Source organism: Aliivibrio sp. EL58 (assembly GCF_900312675.1).
Classification (GTDB): Bacteria; Pseudomonadota; Gammaproteobacteria; order Enterobacterales; family Vibrionaceae; genus Aliivibrio.
Window position 1 is genome coordinate 1 of record NZ_OMPC01000012.1, and the last position, 12924, is coordinate 12924.

8 protein-coding genes, 6 tRNA genes and 3 rRNA genes are annotated in these 12924 nt (G+C 39.8%); 11 read left to right on the top strand and 6 right to left on the bottom strand.

Features of this window, described 5'->3' with window-relative positions:
• From ED622_RS18010 to rrf (ED622_RS18025), 4 genes are all read left to right on the top strand, one after another.
• A 23S ribosomal RNA gene (locus tag ED622_RS18010) occupies positions 1-431 on the top strand; the annotation flags it as partial.
• 124 nt (positions 432-555) lie between these two features.
• Positions 556-671 (top strand): 5S ribosomal RNA (rrf, locus tag ED622_RS18015).
• A 63-nt stretch (positions 672-734) separates the two neighbouring features.
• Positions 735-811: transfer RNA gene (locus ED622_RS18020), tRNA-Thr, on the top strand.
• Between the two features lie 17 nt (positions 812-828).
• Positions 829-944 (top strand): 5S ribosomal RNA (rrf, locus tag ED622_RS18025).
• A 49-nt stretch (positions 945-993) separates the two neighbouring features.
• On the opposite strand, the gene ilvY is transcribed toward rrf (ED622_RS18025), so the two are convergent.
• The gene (gene ilvY / locus ED622_RS18030; protein ID WP_122036453.1) at positions 994-1878 is read right to left on the bottom strand and encodes an HTH-type transcriptional activator IlvY; all 885 of its coding nucleotides are present in this window, start codon (positions 1876-1878) and stop codon (positions 994-996) included.
• 126 nt (positions 1879-2004) lie between these two features.
• Between ilvY and ilvC the strand changes: the two genes are divergently transcribed.
• On the top strand, positions 2005-3489 hold the full coding sequence (gene ilvC, locus ED622_RS18035) for a ketol-acid reductoisomerase (protein ID WP_122036454.1): 1485 nt from the start codon (positions 2005-2007) through the stop codon (positions 3487-3489).
• 242 nt (positions 3490-3731) lie between these two features.
• On the opposite strand, the gene ED622_RS18040 is transcribed toward ilvC, so the two are convergent.
• The 4 genes from ED622_RS18040 to ED622_RS18055 all read right to left on the bottom strand — a co-directional run bounded on the left by ED622_RS18040 (position 3732) and on the right by ED622_RS18055 (position 8866).
• Entirely contained in the window at positions 3732-3983 is a 252-nt protein-coding gene (locus ED622_RS18040) for an accessory factor UbiK family protein (protein ID WP_045103195.1), read from the bottom strand.
• A gap of 108 nt (positions 3984-4091) precedes the next feature.
• Positions 4092-7163, bottom strand: a complete 3072-nt coding sequence (locus tag ED622_RS18045) for a multidrug efflux RND transporter permease subunit (protein ID WP_045103194.1) — start codon at positions 7161-7163, stop codon at positions 4092-4094.
• A gap of 11 nt (positions 7164-7174) precedes the next feature.
• On the bottom strand, positions 7175-8281 hold the full coding sequence (locus ED622_RS18050; RefSeq protein WP_045103193.1) for an efflux RND transporter periplasmic adaptor subunit: 1107 nt from the start codon (positions 8279-8281) through the stop codon (positions 7175-7177).
• An 18-nt stretch (positions 8282-8299) separates the two neighbouring features.
• Positions 8300-8866, bottom strand: coding sequence for a TetR/AcrR family transcriptional regulator (locus ED622_RS18055; protein ID WP_080889822.1), 567 nt, complete (start codon positions 8864-8866; stop codon positions 8300-8302).
• Between the two features lie 186 nt (positions 8867-9052).
• Here ED622_RS18055 and rep point away from each other — a divergent pair, with 186 nt between their 5' ends.
• Positions 9053-11068: a DNA helicase Rep gene (gene rep, locus ED622_RS18060; RefSeq protein WP_045103191.1), complete on the top strand. Its 2016-nt coding sequence runs from the start codon at positions 9053-9055 to the stop codon at positions 11066-11068.
• Between the two features lie 74 nt (positions 11069-11142).
• On the opposite strand, the gene ED622_RS18065 is transcribed toward rep, so the two are convergent.
• On the bottom strand, positions 11143-11550 hold the full coding sequence (locus ED622_RS18065; protein WP_122036455.1) for a cytochrome c5 family protein: 408 nt from the start codon (positions 11548-11550) through the stop codon (positions 11143-11145).
• 280 nt (positions 11551-11830) lie between these two features.
• Between ED622_RS18065 and ED622_RS18070 the strand changes: the two genes are divergently transcribed.
• From ED622_RS18070 to ED622_RS18090, 5 genes are all read left to right on the top strand, one after another.
• Positions 11831-11907: transfer RNA gene (locus tag ED622_RS18070), tRNA-Arg, on the top strand.
• Positions 11908-11952: 45 nt separating this feature from the next.
• A tRNA-His gene (locus ED622_RS18075) sits at positions 11953-12028 on the top strand.
• Between the two features lie 84 nt (positions 12029-12112).
• Positions 12113-12189 (top strand) — tRNA-Pro (locus ED622_RS18080).
• A 42-nt stretch (positions 12190-12231) separates the two neighbouring features.
• Positions 12232-12307: transfer RNA gene (locus ED622_RS18085), tRNA-His, on the top strand.
• Positions 12308-12378: 71 nt separating this feature from the next.
• Positions 12379-12455: transfer RNA gene (locus tag ED622_RS18090), tRNA-Pro, on the top strand.
• The last annotated feature ends 469 nt before the right edge of the window (positions 12456-12924 follow it).

The window sequence follows — 12924 nt, forward strand, 5'->3', positions numbered from 1 at the left end:
TCATATGGAAGGCGGTGTTTGGCACCTGGAAGTCGGCTCATCACATCCTGGGGCTGAAGTCGGTCCCAAGGGTATGGCTGTTCGCCATTTAAAGTGGTACGCGAGCTGGGTTTAGAACGTCGTGAGACAGTTCGGTCCCTATCTGCCGTGGGCGTTGGATGATTGAAAGGGGCTGCTCCTAGTACGAGAGGACCGGAGTGGACGAACCTCTGGTGTTCGGGTTGTTACGCCAGTAGCATTGCCCGGTAGCTAAGTTCGGGATCGATAAACGCTGAAAGCATCTAAGCGTGAAGCGAGCCTTGAGATGAGTCATCCCTGATACTTTAAGTATCCTAAAGGGTTGTTGAAGACTACGACGTTGATAGGCAGGGTGTGTAAGTGCTGCGAGGCATTGAGCTAACCTGTACTAATTGCCCGTGAGGCTTAACCATACAACACCCAAGGGGTTTTGAACGGATTTGAAGTTGCAAGAACGATATTGAATGTGATTAAGAACGCATACACAGCTTTCCAGATTATTATTTATCTCTTATTGAGGTAGATAGAAAGAATTTGCTTGGCGACCATAGCGTTATGGACCCACCTGATCCCATGCCGAACTCAGAAGTGAAACGTAATAGCGCCGATGGTAGTGTGGGGTTTCCCCATGTGAGAGTAGGACATCGCCAGGCTTGAATTTTAAAAAGCCATCCAAAGGATGGCTTTTTTTCGATTACAAAAGTAAATAGTTTATTGCTGATATAGCTCAGCCCGGTAGAGCGCACCCTTGGTAAGGGTGAGGTCCCCAGTTCGAGTCTGGGTATCAGCACCATTTACTGACAGATTTTGCTTAGCGACCATAGCATTATGGACCCACCTGATCCCATGCCGAACTCAGAAGTGAAACATAATAGCGCCGATGGTAGTGTGGGGTTTCCCCATGTGAGAGTAGGACATCGCTAGGCTCAAATTTTAAAAGGCTTCCCATTGGGAAGCCTTTTTTCGTTTTAATCGCTAAATAAATGTATTTTCTGCGACTTGCCAAAGAGCCTGAATGACAGAGTCGTTTAGTTTTGATTTTTTACAACATAATCCTAATTTAAAAGGCGCTATAGGCGATATATTTAGGCGTTGAACTTTGTCTTTAACTGGGCTGTTATTGATTACTACGTCTGGAGCAATACCTATACCGCAGCCTAACGCCACCATACTAACAATTGCTTCATGCCCTGATACTTGAGCGTAAATTGTGGGTTTGATTTTCTGCTCCTTAAACCATTGATTCGCTCTATTCCTCGCAGTCCCTGATTCAGGCAAAATAAAAGGCAATGACTTCCAATTTGTATTTTCTTTATTAATTTCACTGATGAAGTGATTGCTACCAATTGGAGCAATGATCGAAAGTGGAATTTCACTGATAATTTCAAAGGCGAGTTTATTTGATAGGGTTTCTGGAAGAGCTGATATTGCAATATCGACTTCTGATGTTTCAATCTTATTGATCGCTTGAGCTGGATCACCGGTAGATAGTTTAATGTCTATATGGGGATAGTTAACTTTAAAGTCGTTTAATAATTGAGGTAAATGACTGTAGCTTGCCGTCACTGAGCAAAATAAATTAAGCTGACCCTTAAGTGTATTATTCACAGTATTAGAGCTTGCTTTGTAACCACTCCATTCCGCACATATATTCAAGGCTATAGGTATAAGTTGCTTAGCCGCCGTTGTTAGTTCAACACTTCGATTATCTCTAATAAAAAGTGGATGTCCAACGTCATCTTCTAGTTTTTGAATTTGTCGGCTTAAAGCTGAGGGACTTAAATGCATCGCTTTTGATGTTTGAGTAAAGCTATGACTTTCACAAAGATGTAGGAAAGTTTGTAGAAGTTTTATGTTCATTTATGTTGCCTATATTGCAATCATGTATTGCTAATATATCACTTTTGACAATGTTAATCTTTCGTTATTATCTTTTTATACACAAGATCATCCTAATGGATTAAATGATATTTATGGAGTTTTATCATGGCTAATTACTTTAACACACTGAATTTACGCGAGCAGTTGGATCAACTTGGTCGTTGTCGCTTTATGGACCGTGAGGAATTTGCAACAGAAGCTGATTACCTTAAAGGAAAGAAGGTGGTTATTGTAGGTTGTGGTGCTCAAGGTCTTAATCAAGGTCTTAATATGCGTGACTCAGGCTTAGATGTAGCATATGCGCTACGTCAAGCTGCGATTGATGAACAACGTCAGTCGTATAAAAATGCCAAAGAAAATGGCTTTGAAGTTGCTAGCTATGAAAAACTAATCCCTCAAGCAGATCTTGTTGTTAACCTGACGCCAGATAAACAACATACAAATGTTGTTGAAACGGTAATGCCACTAATGAAAGAAGGCGCTGCACTAGGTTACTCTCATGGCTTTAATGTTGTAGAAGAAGGGATGCAGATCCGTAAAGATATAACGGTTGTTATGGTCGCTCCTAAATGTCCTGGTACAGAAGTACGTGAAGAATATAAGCGTGGTTTTGGTGTACCTACATTGATAGCTGTTCACCCTGAAAATGATCCAAAAGGTGAAGGCTGGGATATTGCAAAAGCATGGGCTGCAGGTACTGGTGGTCACAGAGCTGGTTGTCTTGAGTCTTCTTTCGTCGCTGAAGTTAAATCTGATTTAATGGGTGAGCAAACAATCCTTTGTGGCATGCTACAAGCGGGTTCAATTGTATCTTATGAGAAAATGATCGCTGATGGCATTGAACCTGGTTATGCCGGTAAATTGCTACAGTTTGGTTGGGAAACAATTACCGAAGCACTTAAGTTCGGTGGTGTTACTCACATGATGGATCGTCTATCTAATCCTGCAAAAGTGAAGGCATTCGAACTATCTGAAGAGCTAAAAGAATTAATGCGTCCTCTATATAACAAACATATGGATGACATTATTCAAGGTGAATTTTCTCGTACAATGATGGCTGATTGGGCTAATGATGATGTGAATCTATTAGGCTGGCGTGAAGAGACAGGTCAAACTGCATTTGAAAATTACCCTGAGTCAGACGTAGAGATTTCAGAGCAAGAATATTTTGATAACGGTATTCTACTTGTTGCTATGGTTCGTGCTGGTGTTGAATTAGCCTTTGAAGCAATGACTTCATCAGGTATTGTTGATGAATCTGCATACTACGAATCACTGCATGAGCTACCGCTAATTGCAAATACAGTTGCTCGTAAGCGTTTGTATGAAATGAATGTAGTAATTTCTGATACGGCTGAATATGGTAACTATTTATTTGCTAATGTAGCAACGCCACTACTTCGTGAGAAGTTTATGACATCAGTTGAGACTAACGTAATTGGCCGTGGCTTGGGTGAAACATCAAATCAAGTTGATAATGCAACGTTAATCGCTGTTAATGAAGCAATTCGTAACCACCCAGTAGAATATATCGGTGAAGAGCTACGTAGCTATATGAGTGATATGAAGCGTATTGCCGTTGGTGGCTAATTAATACCAAATGAATATAAAAATGGCTTAACCAGTGATGGTTAAGCCATTTTTTTATGCGTAAATTATGTTTCTATCGAGTTATACCAATCGTAGTAAATAACTGATCATCCTAGCTGGTTAAAATGCTCGATAACTGCGTTGAAATTTTTGATTGTAGAATAACTACTTATCAAAAAATTTCGTCTTGTTCTCAAGCATTTTCCTGCGTTATTTCTGCTCACTTACTTACTGTGATTGTATTACTTTTCTGATAGTTTCTCTTCTAATTCAGCCAGTTTTTGTTCCATTGCCGTTAGTTTTTGGCGAGTGCGTAACAGAACTTGAGTTTGAACATCAAATTCCTCTCTACCTACAACATCGAGCTTATTTAATTGGCCTTGGATAACTTGGCGAACTTTTTGCTCAACATCAGTACCTAGCTCTTTTACTGGTTGAGGCATTGAGTCATGAATTTGTTTTGCTACTTGTTCTAGTTTCTTTGGATCAAACATCATTTACCCTTAATTGAATATTTTCTTTATTCTAAGTAAAGCCTTGCCAATTGTCGCTATCGAAATAAAAAAAAGGCTACCGAAGTAGCCTTTAATAACAATTAACCATTAAGATTCTTTAATCTCTTTACCTTCTTCAAAAACAGGTAATGGTTTGTGTTCACTTGCTAAGTAACTATAAATTACAGGCAGTACGAACAGTGTAAATAACGTACCAATCGCTAGACCAGCTACGATTACAATACCAATACTAAAGCGTTGAGCCGCACCTGCACCACTTGCATACATTAGAGGTACAAGACCTGCAATCATCGCAGCAGTCGTCATTAGGATAGGACGTAGACGAACTTTAGCAGCTTCGGTTACGGCTTCCATGCGATTCTTGAGGTGATGAAGTTGTTCTTCTTTTGCTACTTCACAAATAAGAATACCATGCTTAGTAATCAAGCCTACAAGCGTGATCAAACCAACTTGAGAGTAGATATTCATTGTTGCAGCGCCCCAAGCAAGAGCGATTAAAGCACCACAAATTGCTAGCGGAACAGATACCATGATTACTAATGGATCTCGTACTGATTCAAATTGAATAGCAAGAACCAAGAAAATGATAGCGAGTGCTAAACCAAACGTAGCATATAGAGCACTACCCTCAGTTACGTACTGACGAGCTTCACCCATATAGTCATGGCTATAACCACTTGGTAATGTACTCGTTGCTAAGTCTTCAAACCATATAATCGCATCACCCATAGCAACACCTGGTGATGGTACTGCACCAATAGTCGCTGAGTTCAATTGGTTGAAGTGAGGCAGTGATCTAGGTTCAGCAACAACATCTATAGATATTAGGCTTCCTAGAGGAACAGCTTCACCACTGGTTGAACGAACGTAATAGTGATTCATTGATTCAGGGTTTAGACGGAACTTACGTTCTACTTGAGGAATAACCTCATATGAACGTCCGCTAAGATCAATACGGTTTACGTAGCCATCAGCCATCATCGTACTTAGTGTAATACCAATATCTTGCATGGTAATACCGTAAGCGCCTGCTTTATCTTTATCTATATTGATTTTCATTGTTGCTGAATCAAAATTCAAATCAAGATCAGAATAGACAAACAGTGGGCTACCTTTAACACTAGTCAGTACTTCGGTTGCTATTTGGAACAAGCTTTCAAAGCTATTTGGTGTCGTAATAACAAATTGAATTGGAAGACCAGAGCCAGCCCCTGGAAGTTCAGGCATTTGGAAAGCCGTTACTGCCATTCCTGGTACATCTTTAACTAGTTCACCAACACGTTTAGCAACCTCAGCTTGGCTTGTTGTTCGTTGGCTCCAAGGAACCATTGATGCAATACCAAAGGCTTGGTTCGCATTAGGTACACCGGTAAATACTTGTGCAAATGCAACTTCTGGTTGATTTGATAGGATCTTATTTACATCATTCATAGTGTTTTGCATGTAATCAAGGTTTGCAGTTGAAGGCGCGGTACCCATCAACATGATTACACCCTTATCTTCTGATGGGGCAAGTTCACTTGGAATAAACTTAAACAGAAGCGGAAGAGTAGCAAAAACAATTACAGCAAAACCAATAATCACAGGGCGACGAGTCATGATGGCATTTAGCATACGCTCATAACGATCACTCATATTATCTAAGATATGGTGTACTTTTTTCTCAAAACGATTTGGTTCTTCATTTGCAACGAGCATTTTTGAACACATCATTGGAGATAGTGTTAATGCTACGATACCGGAAACAAATACGGCACCAGCTAGGGTTAAGGCAAACTCTTTAAATAGAGAACCGGTAATACCACCCATCATTGCAATTGGAGCATATACCGCACCAAGCGTTAATGTCATAGCAATAACAGGAACCGCAATTTCACGAGTACCTATAATCGCTGCTCGGAAAGGTGTTTCACCTAACTTAATATGACGGTCGACGTTTTCTAAAACAACGATAGCATCATCTACTACTAAGCCGATGGCGAGTACCATTGCGAGTAGTGTCATTAAGTTCCATGAGAACCCCATCGCCTGCATAACCATTGCCACACCAACAAGTGATAATGGAATAGTAACGATTGGAATGATTACCGCTCGGAATGAACCTAAGAATAAGGTAATTACAACCAGTACGATTAATGCAGCTTCAATGATGGTTTTGATTACTTCATGAATAGACTCGTTGATCGCAATCGTAGAGTCATACATGATGTTCATCTTGATATTCGTTGGTAAGTTCTTCTCTAACTGAGGCAACAACGCAAGAACATCAGAGGCAATGTTAATTGGGTTCGCACTTGGTGCAGCATTGATTGCAGCAACAACGGCTTCCTTACCATTCGCACTTGCTCGATAGACATCATGGCTTTTTTCAAGAGAGACTTTCGCAATATCACTTAGGCGAACAATTTCCCCATTAGTCGTTCTGATAACAAGATTTTCTAGTTCTTCAACATTAGATACTTGAGTATCAGCACTGCCGTTATAAAGAACAAACTCACCGGTAGCTTGACCTGCTGCTGATTGGAAGTTATTCGCGCTTAGCACGCCCATAACATCAGTTGCAGTCATATCTATAGCAGCCATACGTGCTGGATCTAACCAGATACGTAACGCGTATTTCATACCACCGTAAAGATCTACTTTTGAAACACCATTAACAGTGAATAACTGAGGGTTAATCACTCGCTCTAAGTAGTCGGTAATCTGACTTGATACTAATTCATCACTAGTAAAGCCAATATAAAGTACCGCAGTTGTTGAGCCTGTAGACATGGTTACTGTCGGATCTTCAGATTCTTTTGGTAACTGAGAGCGAACAGAGTTTGTCTTAGCCAAAATATCAGACAAGGCTGCATTTGGGTCAGTATTCAACTTCATTGTTACAGTAATGGTAGATTTACCCATTACTGATTGTGACGTCATAAAGTCGATATTATCGGCTTGAGCCACGGCTTGCTCTAAGGGTTGAGTAATAAAACCTTGGATAAGGTCAGCACTCGCCCCGTAGTAGCTAGTTGTTACCGTTACAACGGTATTCGTCATTTCAGGGTATTCACGAACCTGCATTTTGAAAATTGCTTGAATCCCAAGCAAAGCAATCAAAAAGCTGATTGATACCGCTAAAACTGGACGTTTAATAAAAACATCAGTAAAGCGCATAGTTCCTCCGATTACAGCATTGGTGTTTCAGCAGGTGGTGTTGTTGCATCGCTTTCCACAATGCGAACTTTCGCATCATTACTTAGACGAACCTGACCTGTGGTTACCACCATATCGCCAGCTTTAACACCTTCAAGGATATGAGCAATCGCTTCTGAGCGCTCACCTACTTTCACAACATGTTGTTGAACGCGTTTTACACCATCTTTTTCTGTAACAAGATAAACATTATCACCATAAAGAGTATAGGTGATTGATGTTTGAGGAATAACAACTTGGTTTTCTAATGTCGGTAGAATGATTTCAGCACGAGCGAACATGCCGCTACGTAATTTTCCACCATTATTAGGGATATCAGCTTGAACCTCGATCAAGCCACTTTGGATATTTACTGCAGGTTCAATAGCGCTAATAGAACCTTTGAAGATGTCCGCAGGGTAAGAATCAATTGAGATATCGATTTCTTGTCCAATATTGATGCGCGAGATATCAGTTTGAGGAACAGTAAAGCGTAAGCGCATTACACTTGTATCTTCTAGACGAACGATATCAGTGCTTGGTTGTAGGTATTGACCTAGGTAAACATTACGAATACCGATAACACCACTGAAAGGTGCTTTGATCTCACGACGATCGATAGATGCTTTCATTCCTTCAATATCAGCAGCAAGAGAGAAGTAGTTTGCTTCAGCTTCATCGTATGCTTCTTTTGAAATAGAACCTTTCTTATATAGGCCCTTATAACGCTTATATTTTGCTTCCGCTGCAGGCAAGCGAGCTTGAGTACTCTTCAAGTTAGCTTTTTCTACTTTAGAATCAAGAGAAACCAATACTTGGCCTTTTTTTACTTGGCTACCAGAATCAAATGAAATTTTATCAATAATACCGTTAACTTCAGTTGTTAATGTAACGCCTTGGTTAGGTTCAATAAAACCAATAGCTTCAATGGTTGGAGTCCAATGAGATGAGGCAATGGTTTCAACCGTAACAGGGAATTCAGGTTCTGGTCGGTTAGCCATATATTCAGCGATTTTTTGTTGTTTAAACATGTTAAAACCAATCACACTACCGAAAAGAAGTAGTGCAAGAAGTAACATAAAGAAAGTCCACTTTTTCATTCTGATTAGAACTCCAAATTAGTGTTTAATAATAGCGTCCCAACTGGCTTCAATTGCCGCATCGAGATCATCGTTTGTTAAAGTAAAAAAACCTTGAGCATGTTTTCGAGCTAAACAAACACTCGCTTCTAAGCTAAGGCCAGTTAATATTTCTACGCTAAGAGGTTTAAATACACCTTGTTCAAGTCCATCGACAAAGAGTTGATTTACTTGGGCAAACATTTTCTCCTCTAGTTCCTTAAATTTCACTAGGTCAGTAGAAGGGAGAGAGTCGTATTGATTACGATTCAAAAAAGTATTCTTCTCTGAAATAGCAAAGTACCAAATGTTTAACCACATAGTACGAAATCGAACTTTAATTGGATCTGAATCTTGCACATTCTCTTGGATGGCAAATGCAACACGTTGCATGATATTCAGTTTTATTTCTTCGATTAAGGCTTCTTTATCATCAAAGTAGCGATATATCGTGCCGGCAGCAACGCCTGCTTGATTCGCTACTTTTTGCATAGACAAGCCACGAAATCCATCGGTAGCTAATAATTGCTCAGCAGATTCAAGAATGAGCTGACGCTTTTCCTTCATAAATTGGTCCTTATGAAATGAATGAACGTTCATTCATTATTTTAGGCTACGATGAATAAAATGTAATCTATTTTTGTGTCAAGAAACGTAAAGATCACAATTTTTCATCGATGGTTTACATGGTATTCCATCATCGACAGCTTTATTATAGACACAAATATTCATTATCGATTTTATAGGTGATTCATGAGACTCAATCCACAGCAAGATGAAGCAGTAAAGTTTGTCTCTGGACCATGTTTAGTATTGGCAGGTGCAGGGTCTGGTAAGACTCGTGTGATCACCAACAAAATAGCTTACCTCGTACAGCAATGTGGCTATAAAGCCAGAAATATTGCCGCTGTGACATTCACCAATAAAGCCGCTCGTGAAATGAAAGAGCGTGTAGGGCAAACACTGAATAAGCAAGAGTCTCGTGGTTTAATGGTCTCTACTTTTCACTCGTTAGGTCTGGATATTATTCGTCGAGAGTACAAAGTATTAGGGTTAAAAGCGGGTTTCTCTTTATTTGATGATCAGGACCAGCTCGCTTTACTAAAGGAATTAACAGAAAAGCAGATCGATGGTGATAAAGATTTATTACGTCAGTTATTGAGCAGTATCTCAAACTGGAAAAATGAGATGCTGACACCAGCCCAAGTCAAAGGCTTTGCTCGCTCTGAGCAAGATCAGCTATTCGCCTTTTGTTATGAAATGTATCTTACTCAAATGAAAGCCTATAACGCCCTTGATTTTGATGATCTTATTTCATTGCCGGTATTATTACTCCGCAACAATCAAGACGTACGTGAACGTTGGCAGATGAAGATCCGCTATCTTTTAGTGGATGAATACCAAGATACGAACACCAGCCAATATGAGTTAGTTAAGCTATTAGTTGGTGAAAGAGGGCGGTTAACCGTGGTGGGTGATGATGATCAGTCTATTTACTCATGGCGTGGGGCAAAACCTCAAAACCTTGTACTGCTGAGTGAAGACTACCCTGCTTTACGAGTGATAAAACTAGAGCAGAATTACCGTTCGACCAGTCGAATTTTACGTGCGGCTAATATATTGATTGCCAATAATCCTCACGTATTTGAAAAGCGTCTGTTTTCAGAAATTCCAGACGGTGAGCAAATTAAGGTACTAACAGCAAAAGATGATGAGCATGAAGCAGAGCGAGTTGTCGGAGAGATCATTGCCCATCGCTTTTTAAACCGAACAGATTATAAAGATTACGCCGTGTTATACCGCGGTAATCATCAATCTCGTTTGATTGAAAAATCACTGATGCAAAACCGAGTACCTTATAAGATCTCCGGAGGGACATCGTTCTTCTCCCGTGCTGAAATAAAAGACATCATGGCTTATCTTCGATTGCTGACAAATCCTGATGATGACAATGCCTTTTTACGTGTAGTGAACACTCCGCGCCGTGAAATAGGCCCTGTAACATTAGAAAAGCTCGGTACCTATGCCAATATGCGTGGTAAAAGTTTATTTGAAGCCAGTTTTGAAATGGGATTAGAGCAAACTCTGTCGGGACGAGGGCTAGAATCTTTACGCCGTTTCTCCCATTGGGTTGTGTCTATTTCAGAAAACGCTGAGCGTGGTAACACGGTTGAAGCGGTTCGTTCGTTAGTGAAAGATATTCATTACGAAGATTGGTTATATGAAACATCTACCAGTTCAAAAGCGGCAGAGATGAGAATGAAAAATGTCTCGGACTTATATTCATGGATTGTTGCTGATCTTGAGGGTGATAACTATGACAAAGAAGAAAAGACATTAAAAGAAGTGGTTCAGCGTCTTACTTTGCGTGACATGATGGAGCGAGGAGAAGATGAGGACGGTGCAGATCAGGTTCAGTTAATGACCTTGCATGCTTCAAAAGGCTTAGAGTTCCCTTATGTTTACTTGATTGGTGCAGAAGAGGGGATTTTACCTCACCAAGTGAGCATTGATGAAGATAATGTAGAAGAAGAGCGTCGTTTGACTTATGTAGGAATAACACGAGCACAAAAAGAGCTGACGTTTACCCTATGTAAAGAGCGTCGTCAGTATGGAGAGTTAATTCGTCCTGAGCCAAGTCGTTTTCTTGAAGAGCTGCCACATGATGATCTGGATTGGGAAATGAAAAAGCCAAAACCCACTCAAGAAGAAAGGATGGAAAGAGGGAAAGCCAACATTGCTAACCTTAGAGCCATGCTGAAGAAGTAAACAGATATAAAAATGCCCACTGATAATACAGTGGGCATTTTTTATGATTGAGTTAAAGGGAGATAATAATTAAATTATAGTCCTTTAATAAGATGCTCAACCGCTGCAAGTACTTCATCATCAGAACAGTCCATACAAGAACCACGAGCTGGCATAGCATTAAAGCCATTTAATGCATGATTGTTTAGTACATCCATACCTTTCGCGATACGAGGAGCCCAATCTGCTGCATTTTGTGTTTTTGGAGCCCCAGCCGCACCAGTAGAGTGACAAGCAATACAAAAAGTATTGTAAACCTGATCTCCTGAACGAGGTCCTGTTGGTTCTTCTACAACAGCGACATCACTTGCTAGATAAACTTGGCCAACGGGCTTAATTCGTTCAGCAATTGCATCGTCAGAATTACCTGCTGCAAAAGAGGTAGTTGAAAAAGTTAATGCAGCAACCGTTGCAATAATGATGTTACGAATAGATTTTTCCATAAAGCTCACTTTACACTCCCAGTTATTATTATTGGCTAAAGCCCATTTTATTGTATTTACCGAGGTAAAAAACGTACTTAGAAAAAGAGTCGCGTTAATCTCGTGTAAATATTGAGTGATTATATCTGCTTAAATTGTTGCAATAAACCACTAGACCCAAAGAAAATGAGGATAAATAGCAAGGAATTGTCGAAAAAGAGACCAAACGATAAAAAAAGTAAAAAAAACACTAGACGAAGGTGACTCAGATCCGTATTATTCTTCTCCGCCGATAGGGTATACGCCCGTAGCTCAGTTGGATAGAGCGTTGGCCTCCGGAGCCAAAGGTCGAAGGTTCGAATCCTTTCGGGCGTGCCATCCGGAATAGAAATTAAAAGGCACAGAAAACGTAATAAAGTAGTGGTGGCTATAGCTCAGTTGGTAGAGCCCTGGATTGTGATTCCGGTGGTCGCGAGTTCGAATCTCGTTAGCCACCCCATTATTTTGGTAACTGATTTTACATAGTAAATTAGGTTTCCAGTTTTGATTCAAGAAACATCCCAAGAATCGAAACGAAATTTGTCGGTGAATAGCGCAGCTTGGTAGCGCATCTGGTTTGGGACCAGAGGGTCGGGGGTTCGAATCCCTCTTCACCGACCACTATTTCAATAATCGCAATAGCGGTTATATAAAAAGTTAGTGGTGGCTATAGCTCAGTTGGTAGAGCCCTGGATTGTGATTCCGGTGGTCGCGAGTTCGAATCTCGTTAGCCACCCCATTAATTTTTGGTAACTGTAAAAACAGTTTCCCTTTTGATTCAAGTAACATCCCAAGAATCAAATAAAAAATCGGTGAATAGCGCAGCTTGGTAGCGCATCTGGTTTGGGACCAGAGGGTCGGGGGTTCGAATCCCTCTTCACCGACCACATTTAAAAGCCTCGTCAGAAATGACGAGGCTTTTTTCGTTTCTGCTTTATATTATTCTAACCTTCATCACAAAATCACTATTTTACATGGTGATCTATTCTAGAATTTCATTTTTTATCTCAAGTTTCTATTACTTTGTTTTATGTTTATTTTGATTGTTTACACTAGTTGTTTATGGGATCTCTTGCATAAAACTCTGTATTTCATCATTTACCCCAATTAAAACGTTATTTTAAATGTTAAATATATTTATGTTTATTTATCTAAATCCTGAGGTGTTGAAAGTTAAGTTGTTAATTATGTTTTTGTTACTAACTGACTGTTTTATTTGAATCTTGTGTTTGTCATTATTAGTCATAGATTTCTGTTAACAGCTTGTTTTATGACTTTTTATGCAGAATAATGACATATATCAGTTTTATACTCTTTGTTTGTTGCTTTTATGTGAATAATTGACTACATTGGTGT

What these genes read in the sequence shown, in the direction of transcription:
- ilvY (WP_122036453.1), bottom strand. Translation starts at nt 1,878, where the DNA reads ATGAACATAAAACTTCTACAAACTTTCCTACATCTTTGTGAAAGTCAT.
- ilvC (WP_122036454.1), top strand. Translation starts at nt 2,005, where the DNA reads ATGGCTAATTACTTTAACACACTGAATTTACGCGAGCAGTTGGATCAA.
- ED622_RS18040 (WP_045103195.1), bottom strand. Translation starts at nt 3,983, where the DNA reads ATGTTTGATCCAAAGAAACTAGAACAAGTAGCAAAACAAATTCATGAC.
- ED622_RS18045 (WP_045103194.1), bottom strand. Translation starts at nt 7,163, where the DNA reads ATGCGCTTTACTGATGTTTTTATTAAACGTCCAGTTTTAGCGGTATCA.
- ED622_RS18050 (WP_045103193.1), bottom strand. Translation starts at nt 8,281, where the DNA reads ATGAAAAAGTGGACTTTCTTTATGTTACTTCTTGCACTACTTCTTTTC.
- ED622_RS18055 (WP_080889822.1), bottom strand. Translation starts at nt 8,866, where the DNA reads ATGAAGGAAAAGCGTCAGCTCATTCTTGAATCTGCTGAGCAATTATTA.
- rep (WP_045103191.1), top strand. Translation starts at nt 9,053, where the DNA reads ATGAGACTCAATCCACAGCAAGATGAAGCAGTAAAGTTTGTCTCTGGA.
- ED622_RS18065 (WP_122036455.1), bottom strand. Translation starts at nt 11,550, where the DNA reads ATGGAAAAATCTATTCGTAACATCATTATTGCAACGGTTGCTGCATTA.